The 16,795-nt window shown below is 70.5% G+C and carries 14 protein-coding genes, 1 tRNA gene and 2 pseudogenes; 8 read left to right on the top strand and 9 right to left on the bottom strand.

The window, feature by feature from the left end; all coding sequences use genetic code 11:
• Nucleotides 1-47: 47 nt before the first annotated feature.
• Nucleotides 48-101 (top strand): annotated as a pseudogene (locus BFF77_RS38140) (hypothetical protein); the annotation flags it as partial.
• A 53-nt stretch (nucleotides 102-154) separates the two neighbouring features.
• Here the strand turns inward: BFF77_RS38140 and BFF77_RS36700 are convergent.
• Nucleotides 155-634: pseudogene (locus BFF77_RS36700) on the bottom strand (3-hydroxyacyl-CoA dehydrogenase NAD-binding domain-containing protein); the annotation flags it as partial.
• A 207-nt stretch (nucleotides 635-841) separates the two neighbouring features.
• On the opposite strand from BFF77_RS36700, the gene paaN reads away from it, so the two are divergent.
• Complete coding sequence (gene paaN, locus BFF77_RS08655; protein ID WP_066945860.1) at nucleotides 842-2,554, top strand: phenylacetic acid degradation protein PaaN; 1,713 nt, start codon at nucleotides 842-844, stop codon at nucleotides 2,552-2,554.
• Nucleotides 2,555-2,612: 58 nt separating this feature from the next.
• On the opposite strand, the gene BFF77_RS08660 is transcribed toward paaN, so the two are convergent.
• From BFF77_RS08660 to BFF77_RS08690, 7 genes are all read right to left on the bottom strand, one after another.
• The gene (locus BFF77_RS08660) at nucleotides 2,613-3,341 is read right to left on the bottom strand and encodes a TrmH family RNA methyltransferase (RefSeq protein ID WP_425424358.1); all 729 of its coding nucleotides are present in this window, start codon (nucleotides 3,339-3,341) and stop codon (nucleotides 2,613-2,615) included.
• A 53-nt stretch (nucleotides 3,342-3,394) separates the two neighbouring features.
• The gene (locus BFF77_RS08665) at nucleotides 3,395-4,855 is read right to left on the bottom strand and encodes an HTTM domain-containing protein (protein WP_107422115.1); all 1,461 of its coding nucleotides are present in this window, start codon (nucleotides 4,853-4,855) and stop codon (nucleotides 3,395-3,397) included.
• Nucleotides 4,852-5,559 (bottom strand): DUF5819 family protein, encoded by a 708-nt coding sequence (locus BFF77_RS08670; protein WP_066945863.1) that lies wholly within the window; start codon nucleotides 5,557-5,559, stop codon nucleotides 4,852-4,854. The genes BFF77_RS08665 and BFF77_RS08670 overlap by 4 nt, the downstream gene beginning before the upstream one ends.
• Nucleotides 5,560-5,767: 208 nt before the next feature.
• Complete coding sequence (locus tag BFF77_RS08675; protein WP_066945866.1) at nucleotides 5,768-6,112, bottom strand: rhodanese-like domain-containing protein; 345 nt, start codon at nucleotides 6,110-6,112, stop codon at nucleotides 5,768-5,770.
• A gap of 157 nt (nucleotides 6,113-6,269) precedes the next feature.
• Entirely contained in the window at nucleotides 6,270-7,319 is a 1,050-nt protein-coding gene (locus BFF77_RS08680) for a J domain-containing protein (protein ID WP_107422116.1), read from the bottom strand.
• Between the two features lie 50 nt (nucleotides 7,320-7,369).
• Entirely contained in the window at nucleotides 7,370-8,866 is a 1,497-nt protein-coding gene (locus tag BFF77_RS08685) for a DUF2252 domain-containing protein (RefSeq protein WP_066945868.1), read from the bottom strand.
• Between the two features lie 224 nt (nucleotides 8,867-9,090).
• A complete protein-coding gene (locus BFF77_RS08690; RefSeq protein ID WP_066945870.1) occupies nucleotides 9,091-9,450 on the bottom strand; it encodes a winged helix-turn-helix transcriptional regulator in 360 nt (119 codons plus the stop codon).
• A 126-nt stretch (nucleotides 9,451-9,576) separates the two neighbouring features.
• Between BFF77_RS08690 and BFF77_RS08695 the strand changes: the two genes are divergently transcribed.
• Nucleotides 9,577-10,191, top strand: a complete 615-nt coding sequence (locus tag BFF77_RS08695; protein WP_066945874.1) for an FMN-dependent NADH-azoreductase — start codon at nucleotides 9,577-9,579, stop codon at nucleotides 10,189-10,191.
• A gap of 124 nt (nucleotides 10,192-10,315) precedes the next feature.
• Here the strand turns inward: BFF77_RS08695 and BFF77_RS08700 are convergent.
• Nucleotides 10,316-10,402 (bottom strand) — tRNA-Leu (locus BFF77_RS08700).
• 315 nt (nucleotides 10,403-10,717) lie between these two features.
• On the opposite strand from BFF77_RS08700, the gene BFF77_RS08705 reads away from it, so the two are divergent.
• From BFF77_RS08705 to BFF77_RS08725, 5 genes are all read left to right on the top strand, one after another.
• A complete protein-coding gene (locus BFF77_RS08705; protein ID WP_066945877.1) occupies nucleotides 10,718-11,605 on the top strand; it encodes an FHA domain-containing protein in 888 nt (295 codons plus the stop codon).
• A 10-nt stretch (nucleotides 11,606-11,615) separates the two neighbouring features.
• The gene (locus BFF77_RS08710) at nucleotides 11,616-12,128 is read left to right on the top strand and encodes an FHA domain-containing protein FhaB/FipA (protein WP_066945880.1); all 513 of its coding nucleotides are present in this window, start codon (nucleotides 11,616-11,618) and stop codon (nucleotides 12,126-12,128) included.
• A gap of 141 nt (nucleotides 12,129-12,269) precedes the next feature.
• Nucleotides 12,270-13,781, top strand: coding sequence for a Stp1/IreP family PP2C-type Ser/Thr phosphatase (locus tag BFF77_RS08715; RefSeq protein WP_066945883.1), 1,512 nt, complete (start codon nucleotides 12,270-12,272; stop codon nucleotides 13,779-13,781).
• 26 nt (nucleotides 13,782-13,807) lie between these two features.
• Nucleotides 13,808-15,226 (top strand): FtsW/RodA/SpoVE family cell cycle protein, encoded by a 1,419-nt coding sequence (locus tag BFF77_RS08720; RefSeq protein WP_066945887.1) that lies wholly within the window; start codon nucleotides 13,808-13,810, stop codon nucleotides 15,224-15,226.
• Nucleotides 15,223-16,689, top strand: coding sequence for a peptidoglycan D,D-transpeptidase FtsI family protein (locus BFF77_RS08725; RefSeq protein WP_066945889.1), 1,467 nt, complete (start codon nucleotides 15,223-15,225; stop codon nucleotides 16,687-16,689). Before BFF77_RS08720 ends, BFF77_RS08725 begins: the two co-directional genes overlap by 4 nt.
• Nucleotides 16,690-16,795: the final 106 nt, after the last annotated feature.

Genomic DNA, 16,795 nt, shown 5'->3' on the forward strand with positions numbered 1-16,795 from the left:
AGCGGGAACTGTTCGCGGCCCTGGAGGACATCGTCGGCGACGACTGCCTGCTCGCCACGAACACCTCCTCCCTCTCCGTCACGGCGGTCGCCGGCGCCCTGCGCCTCCCCGGCCGTCTGGTCGGTCTGCACTTCTTCAACCCCGCCCCGCTGCTGCCGCTGACGACCTCCACCAGCGGCAGCAGCGGGGCGGGGTTGAAGAAGTGCAGACCGACCAGACGGCCGGGGAGGCGCAGGGCGCCGGCGACCGCCGTGACGGAGAGGGAGGAGGTGTTCGTGGCGAGCAGGCAGTCGTCGCCGACGATGTCCTCCAGGGCCGCGAACAGTTCCCGCTTGACGGAGAGCCGCTCCAGGACGGCCTCGACGACGAGCGCGGCGTCCGCCAGCTCGGCGAGGTCAGCGGCCGGACGCAGCCGGGCCACCGCGGCGTCACGCGCCGAGGCGTCGAGCCGGCCCTTCCCGACCAGCCGGTCGAGGCGTCCGGTGAGGGTGGCGGCGGCCTGTTCCGCGCGGCCCGGCACGGCGTCGTAGAGCCGTACGGGATGGCCGGCGACCAGGGCCACCTGGGCTATGCCCTGGCCCATCGTGCCGGTGCCGACGACCGCGACGACACGGCCGGGCTCGATTGCTGTCATGGAAGCAATCCTCCCGTACGAGCGAGCCTGGAAGGGGCCATGAGTTCTCCGCGGGTGAGTTGTCCACAGGTTCGCCGGGCCCTCTTGTCCCGACCGATCGTTCGGTTACTCTAACTCTGTCCGTCAGCTCATGTCCCCGTCCCGCCTCTCCCGTCCGTTTCCTGTCCGTGCCCCTGATACTCAGCCCGACCGAGGAGTGGGTCCGTCATGGCCGCCCAGCTCAGCCCCCAGCAGCTCTCAGACAAGCACCGGCCCACGCTCGACCAGGCCCTGGACGCGATCCGCAGCCGCGCCTACTGGTCCCCGCACCCCGAGCACCCCAAGGCGTACGGCGAGAGCGCGCCGGCCGAGGGGCTCGCCGCCTTCCAGGCCCTGCGCGGCACCCGCTTCGAGCTGGACCAGCCGGGCACGGACGGCTGGACGGGCGGCGAGGTCTCGCCGTACGGCCCGGCGCTGGCGGTCGAGTATCCCCACGCGGACCCGGACGTCCTGCTGCCCGCCATGCGCGCGGGCATGGGCGCCTGGCGCGAGGCGGGACCCGAGACCCGCGCGCTGGTCTGTCTGGAGATCCTGGCGCGCATCGGCGCCCGCACGCACGAGTTCGCCCACGCGGTGATGCACACCAGCGGACAGGCCTTCCTGATGGCGTTCCAGGCGGGCGGGCCGCACGCCCAGGACCGCGGCCTGGAGGCCGTGGCGTACGCGTACGCGGAGCAGACCCGGACCCCGGCCGCCGCCGACTGGTCCAAGCCGCAGGGCAAGCGCGATCCGCTCGAACTGCGGAAGAGCTTCACCGCGGCCCCGCGCGGGATCTCGCTGCTGATCGGCTGCAACACCTTCCCGACGTGGAACGGCTATCCGGGCCTGTTCGCGTCCCTGGCCACCGGCAATCCCGTGCTGGTCAAGCCCCATCCGCGCGCCGTGCTGCCGCTCGCGCTGACGGTACGGGTGGCCCGCGAGGTGCTCGCCGAGGCCGGGTTCGACCCGAATCTGGTCGCGCTGGCCGTGGAGCGGCCGGGTGAGGGCATCGCCAAGACGCTGGCGTCGCGCCCGGAGATCCGGATCATCGACTACACCGGGTCGACCGCGTTCGGCGACTGGCTGGAGAGCCACGCCCGCCAGGCGCAGGTCTACACGGAGAAGGCCGGAGTCAACACCGTCCTCGTCGACTCCACCGACGACTACAAGGGGATGCTGTCCAATCTGGCCTTCTCGCTCTCCCTCTACAGCGGCCAGATGTGCACCACCCCGCAGAATCTGCTGATTCCCCGGGACGGCATCACGACGGACGCGGGCGAGAAGTCGTACGACGAGGTGGTGGCCGATCTCGCGGCCTCGGTGAGCGGTCTGCTGGGCGACGACGCCCGTGCCAACGCGCTGCTGGGCGCGCTGGTCAACCCCGAGGTGAAGGCCCGGCTGGAGGCCGCCGCGTCGCTGGGGGACATCGCGCTCGCCTCGCGCGAGATCGTCCATCCCGAGTTCCCGGACGCGGTGGTCCGTACGCCCGCGATCGTGAAGGCCGACGGCGCCCGCAAGTCCTGGGAGAAGGCCGGGGAGGGCGGGACCGAGGCGGAGGTGCCGTATCTCGCCGAGTGCTTCGGCCCGGTGTCGTTCGCGGTCGCCATGGACTCCACGGACGACGCGCTGGAGCTGCTGCGACGCACGGTCCGCGAGAAGGGCGCGATGACGGTCGGCGCGTACACCACCTCGCCGGAGACGGAGCGCGCGATCGAGGAGGTCTGTCTGGAGGAGTCCGCGCAGCTCTCGCTGAATCTCACGGGCGGGGTGTATGTGAACCAGACCGCGGCCTTCTCGGACTTCCACGGCTCCGGAGGCAATCCGGCGGCGAACGCGGCACTGTGCGACGCGGCGTTCGTGGCCAACCGCTTCCGGATGGTGGAGGTCAGGCGCCAGGCCTGAGAGCCCGCCCGGGGCCAAGGTCCGGTGGCTGTCCGCGCCCGGCGGGTCCGCTCGCGCCTCAGGGCGCGGGCGGTCCGGGAAGGCTCGGCGCGCCGGCACCGGGAATGTCGGCGTGCCGCTGGATCCAGGCGTGCATGGCGATCGCCGCGGCGGCTCCCGCGTTGATCGAGCGGGTCGAGCCGAACTGCGCGATCGAGCACACCATCGCGGCGTGCTCGCGGGCCTCCTCGGTCAGCCCCGGGCCCTCCTGGCCGAAGAGCAGCACACAGCGGCGGGGCAGCTCGGTCCGCTCCAGCGGGACGGATCCCGGCAGATTGTCGATCCCGATGATCGGCAGTCCCTCGGCCACCGCCCACATCGTCAGCTCGGCCGCGTCGGAGTGATGGCGCACATGCTGGTACCGGTCGGTGACCATCGCACCGCGCCGGTTCCAGCGCCGCCGCCCGACGATATGGATCTCCTTGGCGAGGAAGGCGTTGGCGGTACGGACCACGGAGCCGATGTTGAAGTCATGTGACCAGTTCTCCACGGCCACATGGAAGTCATGGCGCCGGGTGTCGAGATCGGCGACGACCGCCTCGCGCGTCCAGTAGCGGTAGCGGTCGACGACATTGCGCCGGTCCCCGGCCGCGAGCAGCTCCGGGTCGTACCGCTCGCCCCGCGGCCAGGGCCCCGGGTGCGGCCCGACACCGATCTCCGGCCCGAAGCCCTCGTCGTACTGAACGGGCTCCAGCGCCTCGGCCGGTGTCCCCGGGCCCGCCGCCACGCCCTCCCGGCCCGGCGTCACGGCCTCACGGCCCGGCACCGTGGCCCGGTCGGCCTCCGTCGTTGTCTCTCTGCTCACCCGACGAGAGTACGGGCCGGCTGCTCCGGGCTGTCGCGTCGTTGCTCCGGCAGGCGCTTCCGGTCCTGGGTGAACAACCGGTGCCACAGCCCGGCGGCCTCGCCGCCGAGCCGGCGCAGGAAGCCCGTCGGCAGGAACACCGCGTCGGCGGCGATCATCGCGAGCGAGAAGAACGGCAGTCCGAGCAGTACGGCGATGCCCGCGTGCTCCAGCATCATCGCGACCAGCAGCACGTTCTTGAGACGCCGGTTGAGGAGCGCGAACGGGAAGGCGACCTGCACGGCGACCGTGCCGTAGGTCAGCAGCATCACGATCACACCACTGGACGTGAGCAGTCCGGAGAGCTCGGGCCAGGGAGCGAAGTAGTGCAGCTTGAGCGGGTAGTAGAGCGCAGTGCCGTCCTGCCAGCGCGAGCCCTGGATCTTGTACCAGCCGGCCGTGGCGTACACGAGACAGACCTCGGCCATGATCACGACGAGGGCGGCGTTGTGGACGAGGTTGGCGAGGACGTTCAGCAGGGCGCGCGGCTGGCCGTTCGGCGCGTAGAGGTTCGCCGCCCACCACAGGGCCTGGGCGATCCACACACCCCAGAAGAGGACCGGCAGCCACGGGGCGCCCTGGACCCGGTCCGTCACCGTGCCGATGATCAGGAACACTCCGAGACAGCCCCAGAGAAGCGGCCCGACCCGGTCCCGGGCGCCCTGGGCCCCCGGCTCGTGCCCTGCCCCGCGCCGGGCCGCCGTACGCGCCGCGCGCCTGGCGTCCAGCGACCAGACCTGACCGCAGCGGGTCAGTACGAGATAGATCGCCATCAGATGGATGACGTTGTCGCCGCCGTCGCCCATGAAGATGCTGCGGTTCTGGAGCGACAGCACCCCGAACATGAAGAGCACGGACATGGTGCGGGTGCGCCAGCCGACCAGCAGCAGCGCGCTGGAGAGCATGGCCACGGCGAAGACGATCTCGAACCACACCGTGCTGTCCGACCACATCAGCCCGGTGAAGGCGCCGTTGCGCGCGATGAGCTGCTGGGCCATGTCCCAGCTCCAGGGGCCGTCAGGACCGTACAGCTCGCGCCGGTTGGGCAGTTCCCACAACAGGAACAGCAGCCAGGTGCCGGCGAACCCGATCCGGACGACCGCGCTCTGGTACGGGCCGAGGGCGGTGGCGGTCACGCGCTGGACCGCGCGCCCGGCCCGTCGCTCGACGGCGAACAGCGGCTTGCTCTCCGTCCGCGCGCCCGGCGGCCGTCCGTCGGGACGCTCGCCCGCGCGTTCGCCGAACCGCTCGCCCAGAGGTCCGCCCGACCGCGCGCCCAGGGGTTCACCCGACCGTTCACCGGACCGCTCGCCCGGAGGCCCGCTCGACCGCTCGCCCGAGCCTTCGCCCGGCTGCTCGGCGGGACGCCTGCCCGGCTGCTCGTCGAGAGGCCCGCTCACCGGAGGACGCCCGCTCATCGGCCCGCCTCCGTACGGCCGTTGCGTACGCCCCGCGGAAGATCGGTGGCGTTCACCGTCCACCACGGGTAGAGCCGGTAGACGGGTCGCGTATCGATCTTCTCCGTGCTCCACTCGGGTGCGGCCACGGAGCTCGCGGCCGACCTGATCTGCATGCGTTCCACGGAACCGCCCAGGTCGTGGTTCTCAAGACGCAGCATCACGATGCGGCGGACATAGCGCTCGGAGAGCTGTCCGCGCAGCCCGTTGGGGCGGTTCTTGTCGTCGTGCGATCCGACGAAGAAGTCCCAGCCGCGGCGCAGTTCGTTCTGCTCGACATGGCTGGGCAGCGGATTGCCGCGTATCGCCGCGCCGTCCTCGGCGGAGAGATCGATCCAGCCGGTGGTCGTCCGTGAGCCGTCGTCCTTCGCGACCTCGGCCCGTACCTGGACGGCGACGTTCTGCTGGAGCGGATTGGGCGCGAAGAGCTTCCAGTTCTGCTCGAACTCGGGATAGACCCACGCGTCGACGGCCTTGCCGTGCTGCTTGGTGATCGTGTTGGACGGGGCGACATGCAGAAAGACCATGGCCAGATGGGTGCAGGCCAGCAGCCCGACCATCACGAGCACCACGACGGCGGTCAACTGGCCGGGAAGGGAGAGGCCGGCTATCCCGGCGCCGGGCGGCTGCCCGGCCGGCCCGCCCCTGTCGTCGTACGAATCCATCCCGCCCCGATCCCACCGGCACCCGTTCAGTCACCCACAGGGTTGACACCCTACGGTCCTGGCCCATGGCCCAGGTCTCGAACGGGATTCCCCGGCGGCCTCCCGGCGGCCCCTCCGCGGTTCCCGGGCGGCTCCCCGGCCAGGTCCGCCGCGTACCCGGCCGATTGCCGCGTCACCCGGCCGACTCGGAGGCCGGCCCCGTCCGGACTCAGAGCACGAACGCCTGAGTGCCGTTGTCGGTGACCATCGGACGCCCGGCGCCGTCCCAGGCGAGCATGCCGCCCTCCACGTTCACCGCGTCGACACCCTGCTGCACCAGATACTGGGTGACCTGCGCGGAGCGCCCGCCGACCCGGCACATCACATAAGCCTTCCGGCCCTCGGCCACCGCCTCGGTCACCTCGCCGAAGCGGGCGACGAAGTCACTCATCGGCACGTGCAGCGCGCCCTCGACATGACCGGCCGCCCACTCGTCGTCCTCCCGGACGTCCAGTACCAGTCCGTCGGACGGGACCGCCGCGACATCGACCGAGGGCAGTGAGGCGAAATTCATGAATGGTGCCTTCTCTCGTACGGGACGGGGGAACCGGGCCATTGGATCGTGAGCCATGAGCAATGGACCGCGAGCTGCGGCCGGTGAGCCATGAGCCGCGGTCCGTGAGCCATGAGCCTCGGACCATGCGTCCTGGGGCCGTGGGCCTCCGAAAAACCTACTGCACCAGCCTGGCGAGTTCCGTCTCACGCCCGGAGACCTCCGCGAGCAGCTGCTCGGCGATCTCCTCCAGCAGCCGGTCCGGGTCGTCGGGCGCCATCCTGAGCATCGCGCCGATCGCGCTCTCCTCCAGCTCCTTGGCGACCAGCGTCAGCATCTCCTTGCGCTGCGACAGCCATTCCAGCCGGGCGTAGAGCTCCTCGCTCTCGCTCAGCGGCGGCGCCTTCGGCACGGGTCCCGCCGCCCACTCCTCGGCCAGTTCGCGCAGCAGCGGCTCGTCCCCGCGCCCGTAGGCGGCGTTCACCCGTGTGAGGAACTCCTCACGGCGGGCGCGCTCGTTGTCGTCCCGCGCGAGATCGGGATGGGCCTTGCGCACCAGATCGCGGTAGAGCCTGCGGGCCTCGTCGCTCGGCCGGACCCGCTTGGGAGGCCGTACGGGCTGTTCGGTCAGCATCGCCGCCGCCTCGGCCGAGAGGCCGTCGGAGTCGATCCAGTCGTGGAACAGCTCCTCGACACCCGGCATCGGCTGCACCATCGCGCGGGCCTCCCGCGCCTTGCGCAGATCCTCGGGATCGCCGGTCCTGGCGGCACGGGCCTCGGCGATCATCGCGTCCAGCTCGTCCAGCCGGGCGTACATGGGACCGAGCCGCTGGTGGTGCAGCCGGGAGAAGTTCTCCACCTCGATCCGGAAGGTCTCCAGGGCGATCTCGAACTCGATCAGCGCCTGCTCGGCGGCGCGCACGGCCTTCTCCAGCCGTGCCTCGGGCCGCGCGGAGTCCGTGGCGTCCGCGCCCGCCGGGCCCGTCCCGGCACCCGCCTCGAACTGCGCCGCGTGACCCGCCTCGGTGCCCGTCGCGTCCGTCCCCGAGCCCGTCCCCATGTCCGTCACACCCGCACCCGCCGCGTCCGTCCCCGCGCCCGCCTCGGGCCCCGCCGCGTGGCTCCCGCCCGCAGCCGCCGCCGTGGATTCCGTCGTATCCGGCACGTCTCGTACATCCCGTTCGTCGTCGTTTCGGATCGTCGGCTCCCCAGAGGTGTCCCGCATCACCCGACCAGCGTACGGGGCGATCCGCCGGGCCTCCGTTCCCCGCCCGGCCGTCACACGCCCGTCTCGGCGGCTATCCGCCCGTTCCTGATGGCCGCCAGCAGGTCGGCGTGGTCCGCCTCCGTGCGGTCCGCGTACGCCACGGCGAAGGCCGCCACCGCCGCGTCCAGCTCCTCGTTCCTGCCGCAGTAGGCGGCGACCAGCCGCGGGTCCACGCTGTGCGCGTGGGCCCTGGCCAGCAGGGCGCCGGTCATCCGCCCGTAGTCGTCCATGTGGTCGGCCGGCAGCGCCCCCGGGTCGACGCTTCCCTTGCGGTTTCTGAACTGCCGCACCTGGAAGGGCCTGCCCCGTACGGTCGTCCATCCCAGCAGATTGTCGCTCACCACCTGCATCCGCTTCTGCCCGAGCACCACCCGGCGCCCCTCGTGCGCCACCTCCGGCGCCTCGAATCCGACGACCGCCAGATACGGCAGCAGGGCCGAGGGCCGCGCCTCCTTCACCTGGAGCACCAGCGGCTCCCCCCGGTGGTCGAGCAGCAGCACCACGTACGAACGTGTCCCGACGCTGCCCGTGCCGACCACCCGGAACGCCACGTCGTGGATCGCGTACCGCGCGAGCAGCGGCAGCCGGTCCTCCGGCAGCGTGCCGAGATACTCCTCCAGCGAGGCGGCCACCGCGGAGGCCTCCTCGTCGGACACCCGCCGCAGCACGGGCGGCGCGTCGACGAACCTCCTCGGCGAGCCGGCACCGGCCTTCCCGCTTTCGTCGGGCACCGCCTCGGTCGACCTGGCCGCGAACCGCGCGCTCGTGTTGTTCCGCGCCTTCTGCGAGACCCGCTCCAGGGTGCCGGCCAGATCGCGCGCGTCCGCGTGCGAGACGAGTTCCTCGTCGGCGATCGCGTTCCACGCGTCGAGCGCCGGGAGCTTCGCCAGGAGCCGCATCGTGCGCCGGTAGGCGCCGACGGTGTCGTACGCCGCGCCGCGGCAGGTGTCCTCGTCCGCGCCCGCCGCACGGCCGGCCAGCACCAGCGAGGTGGCGAGCCGCTTGACGTCCCACTCCCAGGGACCGAACACGGTCTCGTCGAAGTCGTTGAGATCGATGACGAGCCGGCCGCGCGCGTCCCCGTACAGACCGAAGTTGGCCGCGTGCGCGTCCCCGCAGAGCTGCGCGCCGACACCGGTGACCGGCGTGCCCACCAGATCCTGGGCCATCAGTCCGGCGGCGCCGCGCAGAAAGGCGAAGGGCGTGGCGGCCATCCGGCCGACCCGGAGCGGCGCCAGCTCGGGGACCCGGCCGCGGCTCGACTCCTCGACGGCGCGCACCGCGTCGGGCCGCGCCGCCGCGAACACGACGGAGTCGTGCGAGGACCGCGGTACCCGGGCCCGCAGCGCCTTGCCCAGCTCCTTGGGCGTCCGCGCCCCGTCCGCCCTCCCGCCGTCGGCCACGGCGGTGCGCGTCGCGAAACCGGGCACCACCGGAATACGCGTCCGCGGGGTGCGCCCGCTCCCGGAACCGTCCTCGGAAGCCACCGCCGGCCCGACACCGCCCATGGCGTGCCGCCTCCCCCGTACTCGCCGTACCCATGTGAGATCAAACGCACATGACGGTACCGCCGGGCGCAAAAGAGCAGGAAGCCGGACCTCCGCTCGGCAGGAACCCGGCAGGAAGCAGGCCCGCGCCCCGTGCCCCCGGCGAAGCCGCCCGCGCCCCGCGGCAGGCCGGGGCCGCGCGCCGCGTGCCGCCGGACCGCGCGCCGCCGGACCGCGGACAGGACCTAACAGCCGCCCTCGGTGTCCTCGGGCCATCCCCGCAGATTGGACTCGGCCCACAGCCGCAGCTCCTTCAGCGCCGGCTCCATCGCCGCGCCCGCCTCCGTCAGCCGGTACGCGACCCGCAGCGGCGGCCCCTCGTCCACCTCCCGTACGACCAGACCCGCCCCGGCGAGCTCGGTCAGCCGGTCCGAGAGCATCCGCTCGCTGATGCCGGGGATCGCCCGCCGCAGCTCCGCGAAGTAGACCGCACGCTGCATGAGCACGGAAATGATCGGGCCCGACCACCGCTTGCCGAGGAGTTCGAAGACACGCGTGATGCTCACGTCGACCTTCTTGCACTCGTCCGCCCCGTGGTCCGCCATGCGCCCAGAGTACTGGTTTTCCGAGACGGGATGAAAAAAAGTAAGCGACTATGTTATCCATAGGTGCGAACGGAACTTCCGTCGCTACACATTCGTATGGCACAGCCACCCCTCATGGAGAACGTCATGGCCACGCTTCTGCACATCGACTCCGCCGTCTTCCCGGAAGGCTCCGCCTCGCGCGATCTGACCGCCACCTTCGTCAAGTCCTGGCTGGAGCAGCACCCGGAGGGCAAGGTCATCTACCGCGACCTGGCCGCCTCCCCGCTGCCCCACCTGGACATAGCCGCGGTGTCCGCGGGTGCGGAGGACGCGCTGCGCGCCGAGCTCGCCGCCGAGCTGGCCGAGGCGGACGCCGTCCTCATCGGCGCGCCGATGTACAACTTCACGATCCCGTCCACGCTGAAGGCATGGCTGGACCAGGTGATCATCGTCGGCCACAACGCGGGCCCCGACAGCACCTCGGCCGACACGCCGTTCACCATCGTCGCCAGCCGCGGCGGCTCGTACGCCCCCGGCACCCCGCGCGAGGACTTCGAGTTCGTCCAGAACTATCTGGAGAAGGTGCTGAACGGGATGCTCGGCGCCACCGAGATCGACTTCATCGTCCCGGAGCTGACCCTCGCGCCCGTCAAGCCGGAGATGGCCGAACTGATCCCGCTCGCCGAGGCGTCGCGCACCAAGGCCACCGAGGAGGCCACCCAGAAGGCCAAGGCCCTCGCCGCCCGCCACGCCGCCTGAGCCCCGGTCTCCCGGGAGCCGCCCGGCCCCCGGGAGACCGGCCGGACGAGCCCGACGGGCCCCGTCCCGACCGGCCGGACAACGAAGAACCCCCGCTCCGGATCTCTCCGGAGCGGGGGTTCTGTGGTGCGCGAGGGGGGAGTTGAACCCCCACGCCCTTTCGGGCACTGGAACCTGAATCCAGCGCGTCTGCCTATTCCGCCACCCGCGCATTGGGTGTGCCGTCCGGTGCCCCACCTGGTGGTGTGCGCTCCTGGCGACATCGAGAAGATTAGCACGGTGGAGAGGGTGGCTTCACATCCGTTTGTTTGGGGAACGCGCCCCTGGAACAGGGAACGAACAGCGGTCGCCCCCCGCTCCTCCTGAGAGCACCCGGGGTGCGGGACACTGTCATGAGGCCGCCTCTACGATCCGTGTGAGAGGTGACACTCATCGACGGGGCAGACAAGGGGAACCAGCCGATTTCCCGACGCGTGGATACGATCAGTAAGCAGTACCAGGACGGCAACGACGGAGGAGGTGCCCCATGGGAGTCATGAAGCGTTTCGAACAGCGTCTCGAAGGTTTGGTCAACGGCACCTTCGCGAAGGTGTTCAAGTCCGAGGTCCAGCCCGTCGAGATCGCGGGTGCCCTCCAACGCGAGTGCGACAACAACGCGACGATCTGGAACCGTGAACGGACGGTCGTCCCCAATGACTTCATCGTGGAGCTGAGCGCGCCCGACTACGAGCGCCTCAGCCCCTACTCGGGACAGCTCGGTGACGAACTGTCCGGGCTGGTCCGCGACTACGCGAAGCAGCAGCGCTACACCTTCATGGGCCCGATCAAGGTCCATCTGGAGAAGGCCGAGGACCTCGACACCGGTCTGTACCGGGTACGCAGCCGCACGCTGGCGTCGAGTACGTCACAGTCGCAGCCGCCGAGCGGCGCGCCCGCCGGACCCGGCCCGCTCGGCGGACCCGTCGGTTACGCCGGCTCCGCCGCGCCCGCCGCCCCTCAGGGCCGCGCCCCCGGCGGCTACGGCTATCCGCCCACCGCCGCGCCCCCGATGCCGGCCGCACCGCCGCCCGGCGGCCACGCGCCCGCCGGGGGCCGCGCCCCCGCGGCCGGTCCCGGCGCACTGCCGCACGGCCAGGTACGGCGCTGGATCGAGATCAACGGCACACGCCATCAGATCTCCCGCGCCACGCTCGTGCTGGGCCGCAGCACCGACGCCGACGTCCGGATCGACGATCCGGGCGTCTCCCGTCGGCACTGCGAGATCCGGACCGGTACGCCCTCGACGATCCAGGACCTCGGGTCCACCAACGGCATCGTGGTAGACGGACAGCACACCACCCGCGCTACGCTCCGCGACGGCTCGCGGATCGTCGTGGGCAACACCACCATCGTTTACAGGCAAGCCGAAGGGTGAAGCGGGGGCAATGTCAGAGCTGACCCTGACGGTCATGCGGCTAGGTTTTCTGGCCGTTCTGTGGCTGTTCGTGATTGTGGCCGTCCAGGTCATCCGCAGTGATCTGTTCGGCACACGCGTCACACAGCGCGGCTCACGCCGCAGCGGCGACGCCCGCCCGCAGCAGGCCCGCCAGCAGGCGGCGCCGCCCCAGCAACGCCAGCAGCAGGGAGGCAGGCAGCGCCGCGGCGCGCCCACCAAGCTGGTGGTCTCCGAGGGCAGCCTCACCGGCACCACGGTGGCTCTCCAGGGGCAGACCATCACCCTGGGCCGCGCGCACGACTCGACGATCGTGCTGGACGACGACTACGCGTCCAGCAGGCATGCCAGGATCTACCCGGACCGCGACGGCCAGTGGATCGTCGAGGACCTCGGATCCACCAACGGCACGTATCTCGACCGGACCCGGCTCACGACACCGACACCGATCGCGCTGGGCGCTCCTATCCGCATCGGCAAGACCGTCATCGAGCTGCGGAAGTAGTACGACAATGAGCGAGCGGAGCGAGCGAGTCGCGGCGGTCCGGACAGCGGACCGGAGCAGGCTCCCGACCGGAGGGTGGGCAGTGTGGCTCGAGACCGGCTGGCGCGACAGTCGACCGGCGAGCCGACGGGCGAGGTGCGCATGAGTCTGTCTCTGCGCTTCGCCGCCGGATCGCACAAGGGCATGATCCGGGAGGGCAACGAGGACTCCGGTTACGCCGGACCCCGGCTGCTTGCCATCGCCGACGGCATGGGCGGCCAGGCCGCCGGTGAGGTCGCGTCCTCCGAGGTGATCTCGACCCTCGTCCAGCTCGACGACGACGTGCCCGGCTCCGACATCCTCACCTCGCTCGGCACGGCGGTGCAGCGCGCCAACGACCAGCTCCGGGTGATGGTCGAGGAGGACCCCCAGCTCGAAGGCATGGGGACCACGCTCACCGCTCTTCTGTGGACCGGCCAGCGGCTCGGGCTCGTCCATGTCGGCGACTCGCGCGCCTATCTGCTGCGCGACGGCGTCCTGACCCAGATCACCCAGGACCACACCTGGGTCCAGCGGCTGGTCGACGAGGGCCGGATCACCGAGGAAGAGGCCACCACCCATCCGCAGCGCTCGCTGCTGATGCGCGCGCTGGGCAGCGGCGACCATGTCGAGCCGGATCTCTCCATCCGCGAGGTCCGCGCCGGCGACCGCTATCTGATCTGCTCGGACGGCCTCTCCGGCGTGGTCTCCCACCAGACGATGGAGGAGACCCTCGCGAGCTACCAGGGCCCGCAGGAGACGGTACAGGCCCTCATCCAGCTCGCGCTGCGCGGCGGCGGCCCCGACAACATCACCTGCATCGTGGCCGACGTCCTGGACGTCGAGTCCAACGACACCCTGGCCGGACAGCTCAACGACACCCCGGTCGTCGTCGGCGCGGTCGCCGAGAACCAGCTCCCGCTGAACTCCGCGGAGAACGCCGCCGCGATGCAGACGCCCGCGGGCCGCGCCGCCGGACTCGGCCGTTCCGTACCGCCCCAGCCCGCGGGCGGCGGCTTCGGCCCGCCCGGCAGCGGCCAGGACGCCGGTTACGGAGGCATGCCTCCCGAGGGCGGCTTCGGCGCCTACAGCGACGAGGACTTCGTCAAGCCGCGCGGCAACCGCAAGTGGCTCAAGAGGTCCTTCTACTCCGTGCTCGCGCTGGCCGTCGTCGGCGGCGGTCTGTACGGCGGCTACCGCTGGACGCAGACCCAGTACTACGTGGGCGCCAACGCCGAGCATGTCGCGCTCTACCGGGGCATCAGCCAGGATCTCGCCTGGCTCTCCCTCTCGGAGATCGAGAAGGACCACCCCGAGATCGAACTCAAGTACCTCCCGCCCTACCAGCGCAAGCAGGTCGAGGAGACCATCGCCGAGGGCAGCCTCGCCAACGGGCGTGACAAGATCCAGGAACTCGCCACCCAGGCGTCGGCCTGCAAGAAGGACGAGCAGCGCCGTCAGGCCGACCGCGAGGCCGCTGTGGTCACCGGCGAAGGCCAGGCCGGCGGCACGACCGGTACGAACACCTCCGGCCGGACCACCACCATCAAGCCGAAAGCCGCGACTCCCACTCCGGGCCCCAGCCTCTCGGAGGAGGAGCAGAAAGTGGCCTCGAACTGCGGGAAGCAGCAGTAGCCGGCCGTAGGGGGCCTTTCACCACCATGAGCGTTGTCACCAACACGACCACCATCGGCGCGATCGAAGCACCGAGCCGCCGCAACACCGAGCTCGGGCTGCTCGCCTTCGCCGTCGTCATCCCGGTGTTCGCGTATCTGAACGTGGGGCTCGCCCTCGACGGCAAGGTACCGGCCGGGATGCTCGGCTACGGCTTCGGCGTCGCGCTGCTCGCCGGGATCGCCCATCTCGCGGTGCGCAAGTTCGCCCCGTACGCCGATCCGCTGCTGCTGCCGCTGGCCACCCTGCTCAACGGACTCGGGCTGGTGCTGATCTGGCGGCTGGACCAGTCACCGCGGCTGATCCGCCGGGCCGAGGCGCTCTTCGGCTCCTACAGCCCGGACGCGCCCAAGCAGCTCATGTACTCGGCCATCGCCGTCGCGCTGTTCGTCGCCGTGCTGATGGTCCTCAAGGATCACCGCATCCTTCAGCGCTACACGTACATCTCGATGGCCGCGGCCCTGGTGCTGCTGATCCTGCCGATGTTCTTCCCCGCCGTGAACGGCGCCAAGATCTGGATCAGCATCGGCGGCTTCACCATTCAGCCCGGTGAGTTCGCGAAGATCATCATCGCGATTTTTTTCTCCGGTTATCTGATGGTGAAGCGCGACGCACTGGCCCTGGCCAGCCGCCGCTTCATGGGGATGTACCTGCCCCGCGGCCGTGACCTCGGCCCGATCCTCGCCATCTGGGCGATGTCGATCCTCATCCTGGTCTTCGAGACCGACCTCGGCACCTCGCTGCTCTTCTTCGGTCTCTTCGTGATCATGCTGTACGTCGCGACCGAGCGGACGAGCTGGATCGTCTTCGGTCTGCTGATGTCGGTCGCGGGAGCGGTCGGCGTCGCCTCCTTCGAACCGCACGTCCAGTCCCGTGTCAACGCCTGGCTCGACCCCTTCGACTGCTACCAGACGGATGTCACCGGCGCCTGCCAGCAGATCGGTGACGCCCTGCTGTCCTTCGGCTCCGGCGGCACGCTCGGCACCGGGCTCGGCCAGGGCAACTCCGACCTGATCGGCTTCGCCGCCAACGCCGACTTCATCCTCACCACGGTGGGCGAGGAGTTCGGACTGGCCGGCACGATGGCGTTCCTGCTGATCTACGGGCTGATCGTGGAGCGTGGCGTACGGACCGCCCTCGCCGCCCGCGACCCCTTCGGCAAGCTCCTCGCCATCGGCCTCTCCGGCGCCTTCGCCATCCAGGTCTTCGTCGTCGCGGGCGGGGTCATGGGCCTCATCCCGCTGACCGGTATGACCATGCCGTTCGTCGCGTACGGCGGCTCCTCCGTGCTCGCGAACTGGGCGCTGATCGGCATCCTGATCCGTATCAGCGACACCGCGCGCCGGCCCGCGCCGGCTCCCGCACCGTCACCCGACGCCGAGATGACCCAGGTGGTCCGACCGTGAACAAGCCCCTGCGACGCATCGCGATCTTCTGCGGGCTTCTCGTCCTCGCCCTGCTGATCCGGGACAACTGGCTCCAGTACGTCCGCGCGGACGAGCTGAACTCGCACCGGTTCAACCGCCGGGTGCTCATCGAGCGCTACAGCAACGAGCGCGGCAACATCATCGTCGACGGCAAGGCCATCACCGGCTCCGTCAAGACGGACGACAGCGACTTCGCCTACAAGCGCACCTATGTCGACGGCCCCATGTGGGCCCCCGTCACCGGCTACGCCTCCCAGGCCTTCGACGCCAACCAGATCGAGAAGCTCGAGGACGGCATACTCACCGGCAACGACGACCGGCTCTTCTTCGACCGCACCATGGCCATGTTCACGGGCAAGAAGAAGAAGGGCGGTGATGTCGTCACCACCCTCAGCGGCGCCGCCCAGAAGGCCGCCTACAAGGGCCTCGGGGACGCCAAGGGCGCCGTGGCGGCCATCGACCCGCAGACCGGCAAGATCCTGGCGCTGGCCTCCACGCCCAGCTACGACCCGTCCACGTTCGCCGGCAACAGCGACAAGGACACCAAGGCCTGGGTCTCCCTGGACAAGAAGAACAACCCCGACGACCCGATGCAGAACCGCGCGCTGCGCGAGACCTACCCGCCCGGCTCCACCTTCAAGGTGGTCACCGCCGCCGCCGCGCTGGAGCACGGCGAGATCACGGACATCGACGAGCCGACGGACACCCCGCTCCCGTGGATCATGCCGGGGACGACCACCCCGCTGCCGAACGAGGGCAACATCCCCTGCAAGGACGCCACCCTCCGGGACGCGCTGCGCTACTCCTGCAACACGGTCTTCGGCAAGCTCGGCTCCGACATCGGCAAGAGCAAGATGCTGGAGACCGCGAAGAAGTTCGGATTCAACGCCGAGCAGTTCACCCCGGTCCGCTCCAACGCCTCGTTCTTCCCCGAGGAGATGAACGAGTCGCAGACCGCGCTCTCCTCCATCGGCCAGTTCGACACCCGGGCCACGCCGCTCCAGATGGCCATGGTCGCCGCCGCGATCGCCAATGACGGCAAGCTGATGAAGCCGTACATGATCGACCAGCTGCGCGCCCCGAACCTGGACGTGCTCAGCAAGACCGAGCCCGAGGAGCTGAGCCGTCCCCTCACGCAGGAGCACGCGCAGATGCTCCAGAGCATGATGGAGACGGTCGTCAACGACGGCACCGGAAAGAACGCCCAGATTCCGAACATCACGGTCGGCGGCAAGACCGGTACCGCGCAGCACGGTGAGAACAACAGCAAGAACCCGTACGCGTGGTTCATCTCGTACGCCAAGACGGACAGCGGCTCGCCCGTCGCCGTGGCGGTCGTCGTCGAGGACAGCAAGGCCAGCCGGGACGACATCTCCGGTGGCGGTCTCGCGGCCCCCATCGCCAGGAACGTGATGAAGGCGGTCCTCGACAGCAGGAAGTGACGCCGGTCACGGCTCACGTCCGTAAACGCACTTTGCGATACCGGTCGTATATCAGGTCACCGCTATGGGTCAATCGCGTACGGCGTGCCCGGTAGCGTAGGCGCGA

Origin of the sequence: Streptomyces lushanensis, assembly GCF_001700515.1 — a bacterium.
GTDB classification, from domain to species: Bacteria; Actinomycetota; Actinomycetes; order Streptomycetales; family Streptomycetaceae; genus Streptomyces; species Streptomyces lushanensis.

What these genes read in the sequence shown, in the direction of transcription:
- paaN (WP_066945860.1), top strand. Translation starts at nt 842, where the DNA reads ATGGCCGCCCAGCTCAGCCCCCAGCAGCTCTCAGACAAGCACCGGCCC.
- BFF77_RS08665 (WP_107422115.1), bottom strand. Translation starts at nt 4,855, where the DNA reads ATGAGCGGGCGTCCTCCGGTGAGCGGGCCTCTCGACGAGCAGCCGGGC.
- BFF77_RS08670 (WP_066945863.1), bottom strand. Translation starts at nt 5,559, where the DNA reads ATGGATTCGTACGACGACAGGGGCGGGCCGGCCGGGCAGCCGCCCGGC.
- BFF77_RS08675 (WP_066945866.1), bottom strand. Translation starts at nt 6,112, where the DNA reads ATGAATTTCGCCTCACTGCCCTCGGTCGATGTCGCGGCGGTCCCGTCC.
- BFF77_RS08685 (WP_066945868.1), bottom strand. Translation starts at nt 8,866, where the DNA reads ATGGGCGGTGTCGGGCCGGCGGTGGCTTCCGAGGACGGTTCCGGGAGC.
- BFF77_RS08690 (WP_066945870.1), bottom strand. Translation starts at nt 9,450, where the DNA reads ATGGCGGACCACGGGGCGGACGAGTGCAAGAAGGTCGACGTGAGCATC.
- BFF77_RS08695 (WP_066945874.1), top strand. Translation starts at nt 9,577, where the DNA reads ATGGCCACGCTTCTGCACATCGACTCCGCCGTCTTCCCGGAAGGCTCC.
- BFF77_RS08705 (WP_066945877.1), top strand. Translation starts at nt 10,718, where the DNA reads ATGGGAGTCATGAAGCGTTTCGAACAGCGTCTCGAAGGTTTGGTCAAC.
- BFF77_RS08710 (WP_066945880.1), top strand. Translation starts at nt 11,616, where the DNA reads ATGTCAGAGCTGACCCTGACGGTCATGCGGCTAGGTTTTCTGGCCGTT.
- BFF77_RS08715 (WP_066945883.1), top strand. Translation starts at nt 12,270, where the DNA reads ATGAGTCTGTCTCTGCGCTTCGCCGCCGGATCGCACAAGGGCATGATC.
- BFF77_RS08720 (WP_066945887.1), top strand. Translation starts at nt 13,808, where the DNA reads ATGAGCGTTGTCACCAACACGACCACCATCGGCGCGATCGAAGCACCG.